Origin of the sequence: Paenibacillus sp. 8b26 (genome assembly GCF_050626875.1) — a bacterium.
GTDB lineage: Bacteria > Bacillota > Bacilli > Paenibacillales > Paenibacillaceae > Paenibacillus.
Genome location: NZ_CP192445.1, coordinates 18,501 through 39,903 on the forward strand (window position 1 = coordinate 18,501; position 21,403 = coordinate 39,903).

The following is a 21,403-nucleotide window of genomic DNA, read 5'->3' on the forward strand; positions in this document are numbered from 1 at the left end:
ATCCCCTTGGCTTGTCGAAAGAAAAACAGATGAAGAACGAAACGGAATCCCTCACCCTGGCACAACTCCAGCAGCAAAATGAAAAGCTGGAGCAACAAAATACCGAACTTTCGGCTAAGCTCAAATGGTACGAGGAGCAGTTTCGTCTGGGACAGCAGAAGCGCTTCGGCGCTTCCAGCGAGAAGACACATCCCGATCAGCTCGAGTTGAACCTGTTCAATGAGGCAGAAGTGCTGGCTACGCCGGAAGGGCAAGCTCCCGAGATGGAGAAGGTCACCTATGAACGCCGAAAAACCACGGGAAAGCGCGAGGAAGACCTGTCTAAGTTGCCTGTCGAGACGGTGACGTACACATTGGAAGAAGGCGAACAGATCTGTACATGCTGCAGCGGATCACTGCATGAGATGACGACTGAAACGCGTAGTGAAATTGCCGTGTTGCCACCGCAAGTAAAGGTCATTCGGCATGTGCGGCAGGTGTATGCCTGCCGTCACTGCGAGCGGCATGGCCTACAAACGCCCATTGTGATGGCGCCCATGCCTAAACCGGTGTACCCGGGCAGCCTGGCTTCGCCTTCGGCGATGGCGCATGTGATGTGCCAAAAGTATGTGGATAGCCAGCCATTATACCGACAGGAGCAGCAGTTTGCCCGTATGGGCTATACGTTATCTCTGCAAACGATGGCGAACTGGATAATCTACGGCGCGGAGCAGTGGCTGTTGCCGGTGATTGCAGAAATGAAGAAACATCTCCTTCAGCAGGAAGCGCTGCATGCGGTTGAGACCACTTTGCAAGTATTGCGAGAGCCGGGGAAATCGGCCGAGGCGACCTCCTATCTGTGGTTGTATCGAACGGGTCGCGGCGTACCGCCTGCCATGCTCTATGACTACCAGCGGACACGCGGTGGTGAGCATCCGCGAGACTTCTTAACGGGGTTCAAGGGATAGGAAGCGTACCATGTGTGGCTGCGTCAGCAGAAATCTCGGACGATGCCTAAAAGTCTGCTGGGCCATAAACCAATGGGATAAGCTGACAGCGTTTCTGAAAGACGGTAGGCTGGAGATCGACAACAACCGGAGTGAGAGGTCGATCAAACCGTTTGTGATCGGGCGAAAGAACTGGCTTTTTGCGAATACACCTCGGGGCGCAAAAGCTAGTGCAGCAGTATACAGCGTGATTGAAACAGCGAAAGAGAACGGACTGCATCCGTTCCGGTACCTCAAGTACCTATTTGAGCAATTACCGCAGCTCCCTTATCTCCAAGCTTCGGAAACGCTTAAACCGCATATGCCCTGGTCCTCTTCATTACCAGATACCTGTCGCATGCCTTAATACTCTCATCCATCATACGCGGGCTTCCATCTGACTTCTAGGTGGGGCCTATTTGACGCTCACGTAACTTGCACCTAACAATTTAAGTCTGTAACTCCGCACACAAAGTTCACCTCTATGCCGAAGAATTCCATGTATCTAATCCTGCTTTTCCCTCGGCTTTGGACTCAACTACAATCAAGTTTGAACACTCCGCTATACAAAAATTTAATGTTCCAAAAAAAAGCAGTATCGTCCATAAGAATGACTTGTGGACGATTTTTTATATATTGAATCCCATAGAAGTAAGCGCTAAAGAACTTGTAGAAGATGACACGAAATAAGTTAAGAGGACGGCACCGAAGATCAGATATCGTAATATTCTGGCAAATCACGCCACGGTGAATCTGTACGAGCTACTCAAAGCATGGCATTGAGTAGCTTTTAATTGTCTTTAGGGGCTTCTGGTTTCATGTAAGTGACCGACACACTGCCGTGGATGCGATCTGGGCTGCGACCGGGCAGGCCAAAAACAACTTAATGGGATCATTTCTCACATAAACACTGTTGCATGATTTCAGCCAATGAGGTAGCATAATTTAGACATTCTTCGTTCTTGCACTACCGAAGAAATATTCTTTTTTAGGAGAGTGGAAACGATGCCTACGATATTGGTCGCTGACGACGATGCGAACATTCGCAAACTTGTCTGTTTATTTTTGCGCAACGACGGATTTGCAACTATCAACGCTGCAGACGGAAAGGAAGCACTGGCCATCTATACCTCCACGCCAGTCGATTTGGTCATTCTTGATATTATGATGCCGGTCATGGACGGTTGGGCATTATGCGAGGAACTTCGAAGAGCCAATCCTGATCTTCCGTTATTAATGTTGACGGCTAGAAGCGAAACCTGGGAGAAAGTACAAGCATTCCAGCTCGGGACAGATGACTATTTGACGAAGCCATTCGATCCGCTTGAGTTGATGGCTCGCGTTAAGGCACTGTTGAAAAGATACCGTATAGGTTTAACGCAGACGATCCAGTTAGGCAACGTCATTCTGAACCGGCAGACTTATAAGGTCATGAGAGGTACAGAGTCGTTCACCTTGCCGCTTAAGGAGTTCGAATTATTGTATAAACTTGCTGGATTACCGGGACAAGTCTATACGCGGGAGCAATTAATCGATCAAGTTTGGGGGATTAATTATACTGGCGATGATCGAACGATAGACGTACATATTAAACGCCTACGCGAACGTTTCGCGGCTATCTCCGATTTTCGTATCGAAACGGTACGCGGACTTGGCTACCGGCTTGAGGTGCAGGAGTGATCGGTTCCTTATATACACGCGTAGTCCTGACCTTTCTGGTCTCCGTGATCGGGGGCACAATCATTGCTTTTTTTGCTGCAACCTGGATATTTCAAGATAAATTAAACGAAAACCTGCAAATCACCTTGCTTGACTTTGGCCAGGATATCGTCCGCATCTACGAGACATTGCCGTTACATGAAGCAGAAATGTTTATAAGTGAAATGAAGCAACTCAATTCCTACCACATTCGAATCTATAAAGCAACGGATCAATTCCAATCCTACGGAGAACTTAGAGGACAACATCCTTTCCCAGTGACTACGGAACAAGTGAAGAAAGTGCTGGATGGGGGAAGGGTCCAAGTCAATGGGATCGATACGATCTTCTTGGGATTGCCGATAAAAACTGAAATGGGAAGCAAAGCAATGTTTGTAGAACCCCTCACTTCCTCTTCCACCTCATTTCTCATCAAGTTTGTTGTAACTTTTTTGATTTGTTCGTTAATAGCAGGCAGCCTATTGATACTAATTGCGGCTATGTTTCTGGTGAGACCGATCAAAAAGTTGACAGAAGCTACCCGGCTTATAGCTGCTGGAGATTTCAACGTCAAGCTTAATATTAAACAAAAGGGTGAGATAGGTACTTTGGCTCGCAGCTTTGAAGAAATGATGCACGATCTACACCAGCTTGAGCAGATGCGCAGGGAATTCGTGACAAACGTATCCCATGAAGTTCAGTCTCCGCTCACTTCCATTTCCGGTTTTGCTATAGCGCTCAAGCAGGTAGACCTCCCGGATGACGAACGAAGCTGTTATCTTGATATTATCATCACTGAAACTGCACGAATGTCCAAAATAAGTGATAGTCTGCTAAAGCTGAGTTTGCTTGAATCTCAGTCATTGCAAATGCGGCTCGCCACGCTCAGTCTGGATGAACAGATCAGACGAGTAATCGTCGCTATTCAACCCCAATGGTCAGCCCGCAACATTCAGTTCGATCTTGATTTGCAGCCCACCAAAATCACGGCCGATCATGACCAGTTAAATCAGGTGTGGATCAATATCCTCGGCAATGGCATCAAATTTTCCAAAGATGGTGCCCGAATTAGCGTCAGGATCAAACAGAGTATCAAGAACGTGACGGTCCGTATATCGGATTCGGGTATTGGTATTCTCCCGGAAGACCAAAAGCGTATATTTGACCGATTCTTTAAAGCTGATCGTTCCCACAGCCAGAAATATGAAGGCAGCGGTATGGGACTGGCTATTGTAAAGCAGATCGTATCGCTTCATCAAGGGGACATCCGGGTGGAGAGCGAATACGGACGAGGAACGACCTTCATAGTCATCTTGCCAATCACAACACCAGCAGGGTGATTGGATTTCATGCCTTCTCTAGGCTATGACACCATGTATAAACCTTCTTGCATGTGATGATGCAAACTTTTTTGGCCTGTTCATCCTCCGTTCATACTGTAGTCATTAGGGGGACATCTTGGTTAGTTATACTGTCTTTAGCGCCCACGTTAAGGTGGCCTAACACAATGATGAAGACAGGAGTAGATGCAAGAGTGAAACCAAGAGAGGTAAAAAAATTGAAGATGAGTGTGAGGACAGCAAGAAAAAGAAATACTATAGCTGCTGTGACTCTCATGCTGACGATACTTGCTCCAATGTCTGCAATGGCCGCACCGACTGCCATGAATAACAACAGTAACCTTACGTATGAGACAACAAAGAAAACCGTAATCGAAAAAGCCAAATTACTGACTGAGACGTACGGTACGACGAGTCTGCAATATGCGCTCATTGATGGTGGAGAGATTGTGGTGTCCGGTCAAACGGGCAAGAACGATATAAAAGACAAGGTACCTCTTACTTCGAACACGATCTATGGCATTGGTTCAACCAGTAAAATGATGCTTACAGCCGCTGTAATGAAGCTGGTTGACGAAGGCAAGATCGATTTGGATGTGCCTGTAGTGAACTATATGCCTGATTTTACAATGAAAGATAACCGATACAAACAGATTACACCCCGTATGTTGCTGAATCATTCCTCTGGTCTTCTGGGCGCCTCAACCAGCAGTGTCACATTGTACGGAGATAATGACACGTATTCACATGATACGTTTCTCGATCAATTGGCGACTCAAAACTTAAAGGCAGATCCCGGAGCGTTCTCGGTATATTGTAACGATGGTTTTACGTTATCTGAGATTCTGGTAGAGAGAGTTAGTGGCATGAGCTTTACCGCATTTATACACAAGTATTTGACAGAGCCCCTAGAAATGAACGATACAAAAACACCGAAGGATGTTGTGGATCCAGCGAAAATGGCGGGCATCTATTCTCCGGTATATGAGGGACAACTTCCACAAGAGAATTATAATACCATTGCATCTGGAGGCATTTACTCCACAGCTGAAGATCTCGCTAAATTCTCACAAATTTTCACGGGACAGGTCGGTGGTATTCTTTCTACGAAGTCGGTGGAAGCTATGGCACAAGAAGAGTATAAGAGGGGCATGTGGCCGAAGGAATCTGCTCCGTCCTCCATCGCATACGGGCTAGGCTGGGATAGTGTGGGTTTGTTCCCATTCAACGAATACGGCATCAAGGCTCTAACGAAAGGTGGAGATACGTTATCTTATCATTCTTCACTCGTCGTACTTCCGGAATACAACATGGCTGCAGCCGTGATCTCTTCAGGCGGAGCAAGCATAACCAATCAATTCATTGCGAGTGAGTTATTACTTAGCGCACTTGAAGAAAAGGGCATTATTAAAGAACGGAAACCGGAAAAATCATTTGGTGTACCTGTGAAGGCTGATATGCCTAAAGAAATCTCCAAGTTTGCAGGGATATATGGTAGCAATAATTCAGTTACGAAGATCAAAATAAATAAGGCTGGACAAATGACGGTCTCCTCTCTCACGGCTCCAAGTAATCCGGTTCAAGAATACACCTATACATCAGATGGTACTTTTGTGAGTGATGATGGTACAGAAAAGTTGAAATTCGTTGTGGAGAAAAATGGGAATACCTACCTGTGGTCTCGATCTTATATCTCCGTTCCAGGACTCGGACAGGTGGCTTTCTCAGAATATAATGCGGAGAAGCTCAAAGCCAATACATTACCCAAGGAGATTAACGCTGCATGGGCAAAGCGCGATGGTAAAAAATATTATCTGGTGAATGAGAAATACACATCAATGCTCTATCTTAATGCTACATCGATCCTGCCTATTCATATGAATAAAGAGAATCCAGGGTATATGTCCAATAATAAAATTATTGGAGCCAACGAAGCAGCCAATCAATTGCAGATTCCGGGTACTGCCGGACGAGATACGATGGACATTCATTTCTCCAAAAAGAACGGAGGAGAGTATCTTACATTTTCAGGTTATGTATTCGCCAGTGAGGAAATGGTGAAACCAATCTATTCGGGTAAACAATCCGCAACAACCATTCAAGCAGATGGACATGCCAAATGGTTTTCGGTACCCGCTACTGCGAAAGGAAAAGTCATGACAGTGAAGTTACCTGCAAATGGAGCCTTTGCTATCTATGATCAGAACGGAATTTGTATTAATCACAGCGTGGTCAGCGGTAAGAATGTTGTTGTTTTACCAGAGAACGGCCGTATTGTATTTGCAGGTGAGGCTGGTTCCCAATTTCAAATTTCATTAAAAAAGTAAAAGGAGTAGAGTTTCAAACGGTTGTACAATAAACGAATTCAACAGGAGAGAACCATCATGATGAAAAAAATATTAATTATTTTGCTCAAAATATTTGGTGCGATCGTTATCGCTTTTGCATTATTTATTGCGACTGTCTTTATTGTTAATGTAGTTAGCAACAAATCGGAGGAAGGGAAAATAAAACCTTATGGCCAGTTTGTAGCGGTTGACGGCAAAAACATGAATGTGTTGATTCAAGGAAAAGGCAAAGAAACGGTGGTATTGCTTCCTGGGTATGGAACACCCGCCCCAGCCCTTGATTTCAAACCGCTCATCGATGAGCTATCTCCATTTTACAAAGTCGTTGTCATTGAGCCTTTCGGTTATGGATTAAGTGACATTACTGAAAAAGAGCGTACCACGGAAAATATGGTTAGTGAAATTCATGAAGCGTTACAGCAACTTGGTATTCATCGTTACACGCTCATGGCTCACTCCATTTCAGGGATATACGGCCTGGATTATGTGAACAAATATCCAAACGAAGTAACTTCCTTTGTCGGCATTGAAAGCAGTGTCCCAACGCAGGGAGGTAACGATGATCCATTCCCAACCGAAACGTACAAACTGCTTAAAAAATCAGGATTCTACCGAATGTTAATGAAACTGGCCCCTGATCAACTGATTGCACCTGATGTTGATGATGAAACCAGAGAGCAAATTAGAATACTTTCACTCAAAAATACGTTTAATCCGAACAACCTGAATGAAGGCGAAAACTTTGGTCCTAATTTCAAAGTCGCTGAGAACTTGTCTTTCCCCAAAGATCTTCCGTTGATTTTCTTCTTACAAGCGAATGATACCGAAACGGAAGGTTGGATACCTCTTCATGAGGAGCAAATAAAAAACTCTGTACATGGAAAAGTGATGACATTTGAAGGAGAGCACTATTTGCACTATACCCGATCCAAAGAAATCGTGGAAAATTACAGGAGATTTATGAATGAAATAAAATAAAAGATATCAATGAGTACCGAAAAAAGACACCTCGTCCATGGATTTGGACGAGGTGTTCTTTTTATTTAGATTACAGGACACTACGTAAGACAGCACCAGTAACAAAGCAGCCAGTAAAGATATTGCGTTAAGTCGATTTTCGCTCAACTAACTTGTATGATAAAGTATTTAGTCCATTGTTCGTGTTATTCCACCTATTTTGCAAAATGGAAAATGCATTCTCAGCTTGCTGAACAACAGGATAGTCAATCGTTGTCAAATCAAGCAAGTGAGCGACTTCCGTATTATCAAAACCCATAATCCCCAAATCTCCCGGAATGGAAAAACCTAACCGACGCAAGCTGTCGCTATTTGAGCAATTACCGCAGCTCCCTTATCTCCAAGCTTCGGAAACGCTTAAACCGCATATGCCCTGGTCCTCTTCATTACCAGATACCTGTCGCATGCCTTAATACTCTCATCCATCATACGCGGGCTTCCATCTGACTTCTAGGTGGGGCCTATTTGACGCTCACTGATCATTAACATGTACATTACTTAATCCCCCGTGATAACAAACTACGGATGCAATGTCGAGATCTAAATACTTTTTCAATGAGAGATGAGCTGCATCCATATCCGGTGTGGTCGGGATATGAATTCCCCTGAGAATTCCGTTTACACTGTACATCAAATCCCCGGCAATAAGAGTCTTACTTTGCATTAAATAAAGGCTGATATGACCAGGGGTATGCCCAGGCGTATGGATGACGCGAATTCTGCCGCAAAATGGCAGTTCCTGACCATCTATTAAGGTATCGTCCACTTTGCCCTTCGGGGGATTCTCAAGGTGACTATCTTTTAAAAGAGGGATCTCCCCCTGAATATACGGCTTATCCAGTTCGTGTGCATAGACTTTAATATGATCGCCACACTCCTGCAAAATCTCAGGAAGACTTCCTATGTGATCCACATCCTGATGCGTCAAAATCACAGCTTTTAGTTGGTCGAACGACACGCCAACCTTTTCCATAGCCACGCGTAAATCTTCCATTTGTCCGGGGAATCCTGTGTCTATTAAAACAGCCATTTCTCGATCCCACAATAGAATGGGGTGAATTATATTCCCATGAAAATCTAGCTGAAGCATTTCTACTCCCTGTGAAATTTCCATAATATCGGGCCTCCGTAAAATGAAATTGCCACCCATGCAGCTCACCGATTTAACAAGTCACGAAAATCGCTTTACTTGTTAGATCAGCGAGTCAGCGAGTGCCAGTAATGCTAAAATAGGTTTACGGGGCGAATCCAACTCTGTGGCGTTGCCGTTCCTTAATGTCAATGGATACGGTGCGAATGGATGTAATAGGAATAACAAGAGTCTGATACTGCGTAAGGTATTTAACGAACTTGTCGTCAATCTGATCCAGTACCCCGTCGCATACATTTGTCCCATCTATAAAATGAATAGTTACTTTCTTGCCTTGTAAGCTTGCTAACATGATATCACCTCGTATTATTTCTTGAAGTTTCTTGCAGATCATTAGGTTTTGAGCATACTCTATAAAGAAGTTATCACTTGATCAATAACACCATAATCCAGTGCCTCCTGAGCGGACATGTAAAAATCCCGGTCCATATCTTTTTCGACTTTTTCAAAAGATTGCCCGGTCCGCTCAGCTGTAATACGGGTTGCCTTTTCACGAGTCCATAAAATTCGTTTTGCGCTGATCGCAATATCGCTGGCCTGCCCTTGAGCGCCACCGTGCGGCTGATGGATCATAATCTCACTGTTCGGCAGCGCCGAACGTTTCCCTTTGGTGCCGGCCAGCAACAGGATCGCGCCAAACGAAGCAGCAAATCCCGTACATATCGTATGTACATCGGGTTTGATGTACTGCATCGTATCATAAATGGCAAATCCTGCGGAAGTAGAGCCACCCGGGCTGTTGATATACATGTAAATTTCTTTTTCCGGATCTTCTGCCGCTAGGAACAATAATTGAGCAATAATACCGTTAGCCAAATGATCGTCGATGGCTGCCCCTACAAACACAATACGATCCTTTAATAGTCTGGAATAGATATCGTACGATCTTTCACCTTGAGCGGTTTGCTCGACAACATAAGGAACATAAACATTCATTTTTTATACCCCCAATTTCCTGGTTCAGTTGATTTCTCCTTGTAAACGAACCGAGACCGTAAAAAGATACGGAGGTTTCAATGGGAAAACAATTTACCTAATTGGTGTAACTTTTACAACCACTTGTTCGTTTACATTGGAGGTAGCAAATGGCTTTGCTTTAGGAAAGGGCAGAATAAGACCGTGGAGGAGAAGGCCTATGAAGATAGATAATTCTATACAAATGACAGACAATATAATGAACATCGAGAACTTAGAGGAATTACAGGCAGTCCTGAAACGTTACTGTCTGTCGCTTACGAAATCAAATTGGGATGCGGAAGAATTGGCTCAGGACACTTGGGTAAAAGCATTAGGAAAGCTAAATAGCTTCGATCATACAAATCCCAAAGCGCTTTTGCTGCGGATTGCTAAGAACACCTGGATTGATGATATACGGAGAAAAGCAGTCTATACTCGAATATTGAATAGGGAACAAGCGAAAGTAACCGTACCGGATAATGGATCTTTTGAAATCGAGATAGCTTTGCAGTCCTTAATGAATCATTTATCTCCGCTTCAGAGAACTGTATTTTTGCTGCGAGATGTATTTGGTTATTCGATTAATGAGACATCCGACATGCTCGAAACAACGGAGGGAGCGGTAAAAGTTGCACTCCACCGGGCACGAAAATCGCTTGGAGCAGTCAAGGAGGATCTTCTCAAAGGAGAGTTATCCTTACCGGAAAGTGAAAACTCGAAGACTTTTCTAAGGGCGTTGACGGCGGCATATCAGATGGGAGATATTGCAGCAATGGTTATGCTCTCCCATCAGGATGTAATGGAGCCGGACGTGGTGATCGGAATCGTTAATAATAAGCTGCACCGGAGTCTCGCTTCAGTAAAACAAACGGATTCCCATACCATGAGTATGATAGCGGCGTAGTTTGCGAAGAGAAATGCAAGCTGATCATAGTGGTTGTTTCTGATGAAACAAGCTCCCGGTCATTCCAATTTACGAACAGATTGTTGGGATTACAGGCAGCAGGGCAAAAATCATGCGGGGCAGTAACAGAGGCAGCGCACAGCCAATGATGGCAAAGAGTCCATGGTGGCTGTGCGGAAAAATATCGGGGATATCATTCAGAAATAATATTTAATTTTTTATATTAGAAAGTGAACCCTGAGAGCTAACCCTTTTTATCGTGAAGGAGCAGTGTTTTTATAGGATAGCCTTTGCTTGATGCAGCGAAAAAGTTAGACCTGCCAACAAACATTGCGCATGACGATCAGCACGTTTTCTGACTAATACAAGCTAAGCGGGTAAATTTTCAACTCATATATCAGTTGATTTTGGGAGGTGAAAAATGAATTTAAATGAAATTAAACAGTTGCCAGATAATATGTCTAAAGAACAATTAGAATCCCATCTTATTCATTATTTGGATTCGATTGAAAATGTAGAGAAGGTTAATACGCTTGAAATGTTAGAATGTTTTTCAGAATTTGCTGATAGGAGAGCTAACACCTATGAATTGTTAAGTGATTCGTTCAGAAAAAGAGTAGATCGTTTTGTACTTAAATTATGGAATGATACATCTTCGGAGATAGTCGATGTTTATTCATCCGTTGTTGTTAATCTAAATTTAAAAATGAGTTACAACTTAATGAAAGACTCTTTAGAAAGAGATCTAAATGAAGAAGTCCGAGAAATCATCGAGGAGACAATTAACGAGATAGGCGAGGATATAGAGGTCCCATTTAAAATGAATTGATATGTAGATTTTAAAGTTGAATACATATTACATCTATGCATTTCAGGATTTATAGTGGTGCAGGCAATTAATGGCATCATCGTTGAAAAAGCTTTTCTTATATTGGGGTAGTGTCAGCTTCGCTAGTACTACCCCGCGTAGTTCAAGAGGATACTATCGGTGCATTGGACAAGCACATTGCGAATTTGTCTAGTAAAGCAATGTACCTGAACGAATGAGTGTAATATTTCAAACTGTAATTCTATTGATAACGATGCAAGAAGCCATCAACTAATTTGGCGTTTGTCATCTGAATTACGGACTGATTTTCCAGTTCCTTGGCCATATCATCATCCGTCATGGACACGAAAAAAATAATATCTTCTTTGGATTGGCCGAATTGATTAAAAAGTACATCGTCTGTTTCCTTAACTACCTTGGACATAATTTTTATCATTTTCATCTTTATAGTCAAACACATTTTCGGTTGTATACAGAAATTTGCTAATATGATTCAAGTGTGTTGTATCGCCATATTGATATTCGCAAAATCCCCATCTATAATAATTTTAATCTTCCTTGCTGTTGCACAGGTCTTGGGCTTTCATGTTTGTGATACGTCTACCATCTGAAATTTTTATTTCGGAGGGAAACAATATGTATAAGGAAGAAAGACTGCCTCAAAACGCAAAAGAAGGTATATTATTTTTATTGATTATTTCAATTATTTCAGTAAACACGATCGCCCCAATTATTATGGGGTTGGAACGCGGCTTTAGTAAAGAAAATTATTTAGAAACGCTAAAGATTATTCCGTTTATGTGGATTATCGTTGTTTTATTAGTAAGATTGGTTGCGGGACCATTAGTGGGTAAAGTGATACCCAAATTCGTAGGGCAAACAGATGGATTTAATGCTAGAGTTTTATTGAATACTTTATTGAATGTTACGGTCTTATCTATTCTTCTAACCATTATAGGAACTTGGGTTGGTACGAAACAAATAAGCCTAGAACCTTTTCAGAACTTCTTTCACAGTTGGTTTAGAAATTTTGGTGTAGCATTTTGGATTGAGCTATTGGTTGCTCAGCCAATAGCAAGATTTGCAATGAAAAAAATACACGCAAGACAGGCTAGCCAAGAGAGAGTGTAATTCCTTAACACCTAGTAGATTGATTAAAAATAGTGTAACTATATTCCAGTTTTTTATGGTGTACTCTTCATAGAACACTTGGAACGGAGAGATACCATACCTTTCAAGTCCAAAAAAGAAAACTGCATTTAGCGGATGCGGATCGTGAAATGCTTCAAGCCGGATCCGGTGCCGAAAAACCGTCTCCCCGGGTAAGTTATAATTTTACACTATTTCCCATAAAGGTTACAAAATTGATACCAAAGTCATAATAAAAACCGCATAACAACGTGTTTTTTCGTAAATCGGTAAAGTTACAAACCGCGAAAAAGCGCTGGTCCCAGGCTGGAACCAGCGCTTTTTCGCGGTTTGGATTACGAACTTTCGTCAGGTCAAGCAGGCCGGGTTGGCGACTTATTTCCTAAAATGACGCATTGCCGTCCGTTCGCCTTTATTCTTACTGGGCCGTTAAAATCAGCGGTCCGTCCGGCGTAATTGCGATCGTATGCTCATATTGCGCCGACAACTTGCCGTCGGCCGTTCTCGCCGTCCACTGATCGTCGTCGATTGTGATACGGAACGTACCTTCGTTGACCATCGGTTCAATCGTAAACACCATGCCTTCCTTTAACCGAATGCCTTTGCCGGCTACGCCGATATGCTCGTAGCTCGGCTCCTCGTGCAGGCTCTGCCCGATCCCGTGCGCCAGCAGATCGCGTACGACCGAAAACCCGTTCGCTTCCGCATGCTGTTGAATCGCCGACGTTATGTCGCCGAGCCGGCCCCCCGGGAGTGCCCGGGCGATCCCCAGATCCAAGCATTCCTTTGTCACCTTCATTAATTTTTGCGCTTCCGGCCGGATATTGCCCACCGCATAGCACCAGCACGAATCGCCGAACCATCCGCCGTATTCCGCGACGATGTCGAGCTTCAGCAAGTCGCCGTCCATAAGTGCCTGGTTCGAAGGAATGCCGTGGGCCACCACATCGTTGACCGAAATGCAGGTTTCGGCGGGGAAACCGTTGTATCCTTTCGTAAACTGCTTGCCGCCCAACTTGGTGATGTGTCTGGCAACAAAGTCATTGATTTCCCGGGTGGTGATCCCAGGCTCAATCAGTTTGGCCACCTCGCGGTAGCAGTCCGCAACGATTTGGCTCGCCGGCTTCATCTCTTCGATTTCCCTAGGTGATTTTAAAATGATCATCTTTGTCTATTCGCTCCTTATCACTTCTATAATTTTAAAAACCGGGCGATATCCCAGGCCTCCTCGTGCAGCTTTCCGCGGCGAAGCGAAAGCGAGGCGCAGCCGACCAAGGCGGCTAGCAGCATTTCCGCGCGCTGTAGCTGATACGGTGGCTCCGCCGCGTTTCCGCCGGAAGCGGTAGCCCCATCTACCGCACGACTGGTTTCCAGCAGCACGGCAAGCGGCGCGAGCACCTCCCGGCGAAAGGCGGCCGAGAGCGGGGCCGAGCGCGCTTCAGGCAGCGAGGCAAAGCCCTCACCGGCCAGCTTATGCAGCAGGTACAGGGCGTGGTCCTCCGCCCAAAGCTGCAGCAGCCGAATGCCGGCGGCGGCGGGGCCAAGCTCTGCGGCAGCGGCCGTTTCGCGGCTTCCGCTTTGGGAATCCGCGGCAGCCGAGTTCCCGGTGTCCGCCGCAGCAGCCAAGCCGAAATGCCCGCCGGCCGGCGCCTCCCCCGAAGCCGAAGCGCGCGGGGCCTTCAGTTGAGCCTCCAGCGGGACCTTTGGCGGAGTCTCTTGCGGGGCCTCCAGCCATCCCCCGGCCCGCTCCAACGCGTCCCATAGCAGATCGTGGAGCAAATTGCCCTTATTGCTGTAATAATGGTATACCGTGCCATAGCCGAGTCCCGCCTGCACGGCCACATCGCGGATTTCCAGTAAAGGCCCTTTATTCAAAAACACATCGGCAGCGGCTTTCCGGATTTGCGCCAGACGCCGCAGCCGGATCTCTTCGTTTTGTTCCTTCGTGCGTGGAGACATCTCGTTCGTTCACCTCTTTTATTTTTGACCTACTCTTATGTCAATATAAAACATTGGCTTGCGAATAACAAGAGTCGGGCAAACAAAAGTCCCGGCAACACCTCATAAACGATATGAAGATCAGTTATATATCAGCTCAATTTTAATGGTTTGATTGTACTGATATCATTTAGCTGGTCCCAGGTGAGCAGAAGTTATGCTATACTTGCGAAGTAAAAGGGGGTGCCTACTGATGGAGAATCTATTGGGATTGTCTGTGACTTCTTACACTCATGCAAAGCCAATTATTAGGAAAGCGTTACTTTGTATGGGGCGAAACAATTTTTAACGCTGAACAAGCTTTTTTAATATTTTTGGCTTTGCACCTTATTTTAAAGAATCAAAATAAGGGGCGAGCAAAATTGAGATATACGAATGCTACAAAAGTTTTACCTCAAAAACTAATAATGGAAATTCAAAAATATGTTCAAGGAGAGACTCTGTATATTCCTAAGCCAAAAATGGAATATATGGATTGGGGCAGTTTGAGTGGCGGGAGAAGGTTGCTTGAACAGCGAAATGCCGCAATCAGAAATGCTTTTCAAAATAGCAGCAGTATCGAGCAATTAGCTAAGGAGTTTTTCCTCTCTACCGAAACCATTAAGAAAATTGTGTATTCACATAAAAAGTAGGGGGATACACTAGCGAATATTGATTGATATCCCATTAAGTGGACATAACATAAAAAATACCTAATTTGCAAAGTGGCGTGGTGCTATACTCGCGTCAATGAATTTAATTTTGGCCTCATAACATGGTGAGCTTAGGGCGTGACCGGATGATCGCGGTGAAAAACCAATCCGGTCACGTCTTTTTGTTTGGCAAAAGATTTGATTCCACCGCCGATAGGTACAGCCTTCGTTCACTCTATCGGTGGTTATCGTTTCAAGTCTCGTATTACCTCCCACATCCAGATTCCCAAATACTTTTATGGCATTTCATTTTCTATTTCAAAGGCTGTACTTCATTTTTTCATTATTGTTTTTATGTCAAAAATGATTCTAACTCGTTGTTTTCATTTATAAAGCTTATTTTAATCTTTAAAATATGAATATAAACGACAGCAACAATTGAAGGGAGATATGTATTGATTCATTGTCTTTAAAACAAGAAAGTGAGGAAACGATTACTATGGGGGAGCAAAAAAGTAGAAGTAGACATCTGATTGATCCAGAAATTATTAGTGCAGTTGATTTAATACCAACAACCGATCTTACCGAATCTACACTAATGGAAGCACGTAAAAATCAATCTCAAATGATGCAACAAATAGATGTAACGCAGATGTTCCCTATTACATTAGAAAAAAAGGTTGTGCCAAGTTATTTTAGTGGTCCAGATATTCAAATAGAAATCATTAAGCCCAAACAATCCAAGCATCATAAGATGCCTCTATATTATTCGATACACGGAGGCGGGATGGTCTTAGGAAGTCCAGTCGTGGATCGTCCTGCTAATGCATCTCTTGCTGCACAACATGGTTTCTGTTGTGTATCTGTGTACTATCGCCTAGCACCAGAGCATGTACAGCCAAGTCAGTTACAGGATTGTTATTCGGGCCTAAAATGGTGTATTGAACATGCGGAAGAGTTAGGGATAGATACTCAGAAAGTTGCCGTAGGGGGCAGCAGCGCTGGCGGCGGTTTGGCGGCTGGCCTAGCCTTATACATTCGTGATCAGAAGGAATTCGAAATCCATCATCTAAGATTAATGAGACCAATGCTAGATGATCGCACAAGTACCGCACCAGAGCATCCATACGCAGGAGAGTTTATTTGGACAAAACAAAGTAATTATTTTGGCTGGAAATCTGTATTGGGGGATGAACCGGGTCAGGAGGAGGTAAGTGAGTATTATGTGCCGGCCCGTGCTAAGTCATTGGCCGGGTTACCACCGACTTATATAAATATAGGTACCATTGATTTATTCATTGATGAAGCCTTGTTTTTTGCAAAACAATTGGCCTTTGATGGTGTCTTAGTGGAATTACATGTCTATCCCGGATATCATCATATATCTCCCGCGTTTCCGGATGCGCATTTTTCAAAAGAAGGGGCCAGAACAAGTGAATACGCCTTACTGAAAGCTCTGGAGATATTTGATATAAATTCTGAGTATAATGCTAAACGCTAATAAGATCCGAATGCAGTAAATAAAGCACTGATGGAGAATATCCATCAGTGCTTTTTCATACCTACTTATGATCTGAATAAACAATTTATTGTTAGATTCGGTTGAGAGTCATCAGTTTAGCTGTGGCCAGCCTCAGCGTGTCAATGTCGCCAAGGCGATTGCGTTAAAACCCAAGTTGATCGTGCTGGATGAGTCGGTGAGGGGGATGGATAATGGTGTACTACCTGATGTACTTGATACTTTTTAACAATGTATTAATTCTAATCTGATATTATCTTTTTTCATCCCTTCCGACTTTTACCACCCATTTAGGGTAAAATAATACCAAGCATAAAATCCAACTACGGAAGTGGTGATGTCCCATGTCAACGAGCAGCAAACCGAATAGATTAGCCAAGGAAAAGTCGCCTTATCTGCTGCAACACGCACACAACCCAGTTAACTGGTTCCCTTGGTCAGATGAGGCTTTTGAAATCGCCAAACGCGAGAATAAGCCCATTTTCTTATCTGTCGGCTATTCCACTTGTCATTGGTGTCATGTAATGGAAAAAGAATCCTTCGAGGATGAAGAGGTTGCGGAGATATTAAACCGGGACTATGTATCCATTAAGGTGGATCGGGAGGAACGTCCGGATGTGGATCATATTTATATGTCCATCTGTCAGACGATGACGGGGCATGGGGGTTGGCCGCTGACGATTCTGATGACGCCGGATCAGAAGCCTTTTTTTGCAGGTACGTATTTGCCCAAAGAGCAAAAATTCGGCCGTGTCGGTCTATTGGAGCTGCTGGAGAAGGTGGGAACCCGGTGGAAGGAGCAGCCCGAAGAGCTGGTGGAGCTGAGTGAGCAGGTGCTTACCGAGCATGAGCGACAGGACTTACTTGCAGGTTATCGCGGTGAACTGGATGAACAGAGCCTGAATAAAGCTTTCCATGAATACAGCCACACCTTCGATAAGGAATATGGCGGCTTCGGGGAAGCTCCCAAGTTTCCTTCTCCGCATAACCTGTCTTTTTTGCTGCGATATGCACAGCATACGGGGAATCAACAGGCGCTGGAAATGGCAGAGAAGACGCTGGATGCGATGTCCCGGGGCGGAATCTACGACCATGTAGGTATGGGATTTTCACGGTACTCAGTGGATGAGAAGTGGCTGGTGCCGCATTTTGAAAAAATGCTGTATGACAACGCTCTGCTGGCCATTGCGTATACAGAGGCTTGGCAGGTGACGGGCAAGGAGCTGTACCGGCGTATTACGGAACAAATCTTTACATATATCACAAGGGACATGACAGATGCAGGAGGGGGTTTTTATTCGGCGGAGGATGCGGATTCCGAAGGAGAAGAGGGCAAATTCTATGTCTGGGACGAATCTGAGGTAAGGGCTGTACTCGGCGATAAGGATGCCGCCTTTTTTAACGATTTGTATGGGATTACTCCTTACGGGAATTTTGAAGGCCATAATATTCCGAACCTGATTGATATTAATCTGGAAGCCTACGGGATCAAGCATGACTTGACTGAACAGGAACTGGAACATCGGGTCAATGAGCTACGCGGCAAGCTGTTTGCTGCCAGGGAACAACGGGTTCACCCTCACAAGGATGACAAGATTTTGACCTCGTGGAACGGGTTGATGATCGCTGCTTTAGCGAAGGCGGGACAGGCTTTTGGAGATACCAGATATACAGAGCAGGCCCAGAAGGCAGAGTCGTTCCTATGGAACCAACTGAGACGGGAGGACGGACGGCTGTTGGCACGTTATCGGGACGGAGAAGCAGCTTATCTCGGCTATGTAGATGACTATGCTTTTTATGTGTGGGGCTTGATCGAGCTATACCAGGCGACCTTCGATGTACAATATCTGCAACGGGCGTTGACGCTCAATCAAAATATGATCGACTTGTTTTGGGATGAGGAACGGGACGGATTATTCTTTTACGGGTCAGATAGTGAGCAGCTAATTGCCAAGCCTAAAGAAATTTATGACGGAGCCATTCCGTCGGGTAACAGTATCGCGGCCCATAATTTTGTAAGGCTTGCGCGGCTAACGGGTGAATCTCGATTGGAGGACTATGCAGCCAAGCAGTTTAAGGCTTTTGGCGGCATGGTTGCTCATTACCCGTCAGGCTATTCGGCGTTGCTCAGTTCGTTGTTGTATGCAACTGGAACGACGAAGGAGATTGTTATTGTGGGCCATAGGGGTGATCCGCAGACCGTACAGTTCATTCAGGCGGTTCGAGCAGGATTCAGACCCCATACAGTGATTATTTTGAAGGATGAAGGACAGCCGGAGATTACAGAGACGGTTCCTTATATCCGTGATTACGCTCTTGTGGATGGCAAACCAGCCGTATATGTGTGCGAGCATTTCGCCTGCCAGGCACCTGTCACCCGTCTCGATGATCTGAAGACTTTACTGAATTGATTAACCTAAAATAAAAACAAATTTGATCCCCTTGGGGTAACAAGCATATGGTGATTTTCGAAAAATGACCTTATGTATGCCAACCTCAAGGGGATTATTTCATGTTTAGAGGTAGGTATAGTGAGTTAAAACTAACATTTCCTTAACATGTTCAGTGCATTTTTTTTAATATTTTTTAGGTATATTATATTAAGGAATCGGTTCCAAGGAGCCTTGCTGTATTCAAAACTAAGTACATATACCTATTTGTTGTCGTGTTTATATCTTTTTTTGTGTCGAAGCGTTTTAGAGGGAGATGATGAAGAACAGAAAAGGGGAAGTGAATTTGTCGAGTGAATAACCATCAGCAAAGCGAAGCGGTTCACAATATGCAAATAATCCAGGTGATGAAATGGAGATGTTGACTGATGAAGAAGTTTGCAGGAAAACCATGGGACGTAAGAAGGATGCTCAGCAATAATTTTAAAACGAAGTTGATGGTCGCTTTTATTGCTTTTTTGATCATACCATCTATGATTGTTGGGGCTTTATCATTTTTGAGCGCCAGCCAGGAAATTCGAAACCAGATTGAATATAGCGCCGAGCAGGCCATTGTCCGCACTAATTATGTTATTGACAGTGCTATTTCACCTAAGATATACGACGCAGAATATTTTGCTGAGAAGCTAAAGGGCAATCGAGTAGAGACGGAGGAAAAGGCAGCCGATCTGGAGGAATTTTTTAAGCAATATATTACAATCCATCCTGAAGCAGAAGCCATTTATTATGGTTCGAAGGATGGTAAATTTATAACCTATCCACAAAAGCAATTACCCGATAACTATGACCCTCGAGTTAGATCATGGTATGAGGATGCCACAAAGGAACAAGCCAAAACAGTGATTAGTTCGCCCTATCTCTCCTCTTCCTCCAAGCAAATGACAGTTACGGTGTCCAGAGCCACGGCGGACGGTTCGGGTGTTATTGGCATTGATCTGAAGGTAAGCGGTATTAAAGAGACTTTGAACAATATTAAAGTAGGCCATGAGGGTTATGCCATATTGCTGGACAGCAATCGTACTTACATTGTTCATCCGACGAAGGCACCAGGCACCAAAATTGCAGATATTGAATCACGCATGTATGAGAGCGACGCGGGTGAATACGAGTATCAGTATGAAGGCCAGCCCAAATACATGAACTATGCGACCAACAAGCTGACAGGCTGGAAAATAGGCGGAACGCTGTATTTATCTGAAGTGGATGAAGCAGCACAACCGATTTTGATCAGCACTTTGCTTACGGTCGTCGGGTGTCTTGTGGTGGGGATAATCATTGTCTATTTCCTGATTCGTTCCATCATCAAACCTATTTTAAAATTGAAGGAACAAGCGGTTAATGTGAGCGCAGGGGATCTGACGCAGGACATTCAAGTGAAGAGTGAAGATGAGATTGGACAATTGGGACTGGCTTTCCGAAACATGCAGGATAACTTGCGATCTGTCATTCAGAACGTAGGGGAAAGTGCAGATCATGTCGCTAGATCCTCGAACGAGCTAACGGTAAGCGCAGAACAAACCAGTGCTGCAAGTGAGCAGGTATCACAGGCTGTTCAGGAAATTGCCAGTGGAGCAGAGAAGCAGACTACAGGCCTGGAAAATAACTCAGTAGCCCTTGATGAAATTGCACAGGGAGTCACACAAATTGCGGAACGCTCCATCTCGGTAGCCGATTTGGCCAGAAGATCCTCTTTACAAGCAGAGGAAGGACGGAAATCCGTTGAGCAAACAGGCGAACAAATGAATTCGATTCACCATTCGGTAGAGCAATCTAACCGAATGATTCAAACCTTGCAAGCCCGCTCTCAGGAAATCGGTGAAATTACCAAGGTTATTGGTGAACTATCCAATCAGACGAACCTACTGGCCTTGAATGCAGCGATTGAGGCGGCTAGAGCAGGTGATCATGGCAAGGGCTTTGCCATCGTTGCAGATGAGGTGCGCAAGCTGGCAGAGCAATCGCAGGCATCTGCAACACAGATTGCCACATTGATTGCCGAAATTCAGCATGAAACGGAAACCACGGTTCAGACGATGAACCGTGTTACGACTGAGGTTCAGGATGGGCTGCAGATTTCCAAAGAAACCATTGTCAAGCTGGGAGACGCGATGGAAGGCATTCGGGAGACCACACCTCAGGTGGAGGAGGTCGCTGCGATTGCACAACAGATATCAGCGAGTGTACAAGAGATTGCAGCGACAGCCAACGAGCTGGCGACAATTGCAACCGGTAATGCCGCTACATCTGAGGAAGTCGCCGCTTCCTCGCAAGAGCAGCTGGCTTCCATGGAGGAAATATCAGCCTCTGCTCAGCTGCTATCAACAATGGCTGCTGAGTTGAAGTCGATGATCAGTCGTTTCAAATATTAAAACGCACTTGAACCCTATGGAATCTATAGTACAATGAATGCTCGGGACAGCTCTTTAAGCCTTATGGCATAAGGAATC

The 21,403-nt window shown here is 44.6% G+C and carries 18 protein-coding genes and 2 pseudogenes; 13 read left to right on the plus strand and 7 right to left on the minus strand.

Annotated elements, in window-relative coordinates; all coding sequences use genetic code 11:
* Positions 1–29: 29 nt before the first annotated feature.
* From tnpC to ACQ4MX_RS00160, 5 genes and pseudogenes are all read left to right on the plus strand, one after another.
* Positions 30–1,332: pseudogene (tnpC, locus tag ACQ4MX_RS00140) on the plus strand (IS66 family transposase).
* 638 nt (positions 1,333–1,970) lie between these two features.
* A complete protein-coding gene (locus ACQ4MX_RS00145; protein WP_014281217.1) occupies positions 1,971–2,645 on the plus strand; it encodes a response regulator transcription factor in 675 nt (224 codons plus the stop codon).
* On the plus strand, positions 2,642–4,003 hold the full coding sequence (locus ACQ4MX_RS00150) for a sensor histidine kinase (protein WP_431088660.1): 1,362 nt from the start codon (positions 2,642–2,644) through the stop codon (positions 4,001–4,003). The genes ACQ4MX_RS00145 and ACQ4MX_RS00150 overlap by 4 nt, the downstream gene beginning before the upstream one ends.
* A gap of 224 nt (positions 4,004–4,227) precedes the next feature.
* Positions 4,228–6,330, plus strand: coding sequence for a serine hydrolase domain-containing protein (locus tag ACQ4MX_RS00155; RefSeq protein WP_431091436.1), 2,103 nt, complete (start codon positions 4,228–4,230; stop codon positions 6,328–6,330).
* Between the two features lie 57 nt (positions 6,331–6,387).
* A complete protein-coding gene (locus tag ACQ4MX_RS00160) occupies positions 6,388–7,329 on the plus strand; it encodes an alpha/beta fold hydrolase (protein ID WP_431088662.1) in 942 nt (313 codons plus the stop codon).
* Between the two features lie 127 nt (positions 7,330–7,456).
* On the opposite strand, the gene ACQ4MX_RS00165 is transcribed toward ACQ4MX_RS00160, so the two are convergent.
* The 4 genes from ACQ4MX_RS00165 to clpP all read right to left on the minus strand — a co-directional run bounded on the left by ACQ4MX_RS00165 (position 7,457) and on the right by clpP (position 9,454).
* Positions 7,457–7,669: a substrate-binding domain-containing protein gene (locus ACQ4MX_RS00165; protein WP_431088663.1), complete on the minus strand. Its 213-nt coding sequence runs from the start codon at positions 7,667–7,669 to the stop codon at positions 7,457–7,459.
* Positions 7,670–7,840: 171 nt separating this feature from the next.
* Positions 7,841–8,482, minus strand: a complete 642-nt coding sequence (locus ACQ4MX_RS00170) for an MBL fold metallo-hydrolase (protein WP_431088664.1) — start codon at positions 8,480–8,482, stop codon at positions 7,841–7,843.
* A 121-nt stretch (positions 8,483–8,603) separates the two neighbouring features.
* A complete protein-coding gene (locus ACQ4MX_RS00175) occupies positions 8,604–8,810 on the minus strand; it encodes a hypothetical protein (RefSeq protein WP_431088666.1) in 207 nt (68 codons plus the stop codon).
* Between the two features lie 59 nt (positions 8,811–8,869).
* A complete protein-coding gene (gene clpP / locus ACQ4MX_RS00180; protein ID WP_431088667.1) occupies positions 8,870–9,454 on the minus strand; it encodes an ATP-dependent Clp endopeptidase proteolytic subunit ClpP in 585 nt (194 codons plus the stop codon).
* Between the two features lie 199 nt (positions 9,455–9,653).
* Between clpP and ACQ4MX_RS00185 the strand changes: the two genes are divergently transcribed.
* Together ACQ4MX_RS00185 and ACQ4MX_RS00190 are read left to right on the plus strand one after the other, a co-directional pair.
* Positions 9,654–10,379 (plus strand): RNA polymerase sigma factor, encoded by a 726-nt coding sequence (locus ACQ4MX_RS00185; protein ID WP_431088668.1) that lies wholly within the window; start codon positions 9,654–9,656, stop codon positions 10,377–10,379.
* A gap of 421 nt (positions 10,380–10,800) precedes the next feature.
* Positions 10,801–11,208: a hypothetical protein gene (locus ACQ4MX_RS00190; protein ID WP_431088669.1), complete on the plus strand. Its 408-nt coding sequence runs from the start codon at positions 10,801–10,803 to the stop codon at positions 11,206–11,208.
* Between the two features lie 241 nt (positions 11,209–11,449).
* Here ACQ4MX_RS00190 and ACQ4MX_RS00195 read toward each other — a convergent pair whose 3' ends face one another.
* Complete coding sequence (locus tag ACQ4MX_RS00195; protein WP_431088670.1) at positions 11,450–11,632, minus strand: DUF4303 domain-containing protein; 183 nt, start codon at positions 11,630–11,632, stop codon at positions 11,450–11,452.
* A 212-nt stretch (positions 11,633–11,844) separates the two neighbouring features.
* Between ACQ4MX_RS00195 and ACQ4MX_RS00200 the strand changes: the two genes are divergently transcribed.
* On the plus strand, positions 11,845–12,339 hold the full coding sequence (locus tag ACQ4MX_RS00200) for a hypothetical protein (protein WP_431088671.1): 495 nt from the start codon (positions 11,845–11,847) through the stop codon (positions 12,337–12,339).
* Positions 12,340–12,775: 436 nt separating this feature from the next.
* Here ACQ4MX_RS00200 and map read toward each other — a convergent pair whose 3' ends face one another.
* Together map and ACQ4MX_RS00210 are read right to left on the minus strand one after the other, a co-directional pair.
* The gene (map, locus tag ACQ4MX_RS00205) at positions 12,776–13,522 is read right to left on the minus strand and encodes a type I methionyl aminopeptidase (RefSeq protein WP_431088673.1); all 747 of its coding nucleotides are present in this window, start codon (positions 13,520–13,522) and stop codon (positions 12,776–12,778) included.
* A 26-nt stretch (positions 13,523–13,548) separates the two neighbouring features.
* Positions 13,549–14,316, minus strand: coding sequence for a TetR/AcrR family transcriptional regulator (locus ACQ4MX_RS00210; RefSeq protein ID WP_431088674.1), 768 nt, complete (start codon positions 14,314–14,316; stop codon positions 13,549–13,551).
* A 401-nt stretch (positions 14,317–14,717) separates the two neighbouring features.
* Between ACQ4MX_RS00210 and ACQ4MX_RS00215 the strand changes: the two genes are divergently transcribed.
* From ACQ4MX_RS00215 to ACQ4MX_RS00235, 5 genes and pseudogenes are all read left to right on the plus strand, one after another.
* The gene (locus ACQ4MX_RS00215; RefSeq protein WP_431091437.1) at positions 14,718–14,987 is read left to right on the plus strand and encodes a CD3324 family protein; all 270 of its coding nucleotides are present in this window, start codon (positions 14,718–14,720) and stop codon (positions 14,985–14,987) included.
* A 499-nt stretch (positions 14,988–15,486) separates the two neighbouring features.
* Positions 15,487–16,488 carry an alpha/beta hydrolase fold domain-containing protein gene (locus tag ACQ4MX_RS00220; protein ID WP_431091438.1) on the plus strand — a complete coding sequence of 334 codons (1,002 nt, stop codon included), beginning with the start codon at positions 15,487–15,489 and terminating at the stop codon, positions 16,486–16,488.
* Between the two features lie 109 nt (positions 16,489–16,597).
* A pseudogene (locus tag ACQ4MX_RS00225) lies at positions 16,598–16,699 on the plus strand (ATP-binding cassette domain-containing protein); the annotation flags it as partial.
* 151 nt (positions 16,700–16,850) lie between these two features.
* A complete protein-coding gene (locus ACQ4MX_RS00230) occupies positions 16,851–18,917 on the plus strand; it encodes a thioredoxin domain-containing protein (RefSeq protein ID WP_431088675.1) in 2,067 nt (688 codons plus the stop codon).
* 407 nt (positions 18,918–19,324) lie between these two features.
* A complete protein-coding gene (locus ACQ4MX_RS00235; RefSeq protein WP_431088676.1) occupies positions 19,325–21,325 on the plus strand; it encodes a methyl-accepting chemotaxis protein in 2,001 nt (666 codons plus the stop codon).
* The last annotated feature ends 78 nt before the right edge of the window (positions 21,326–21,403 follow it).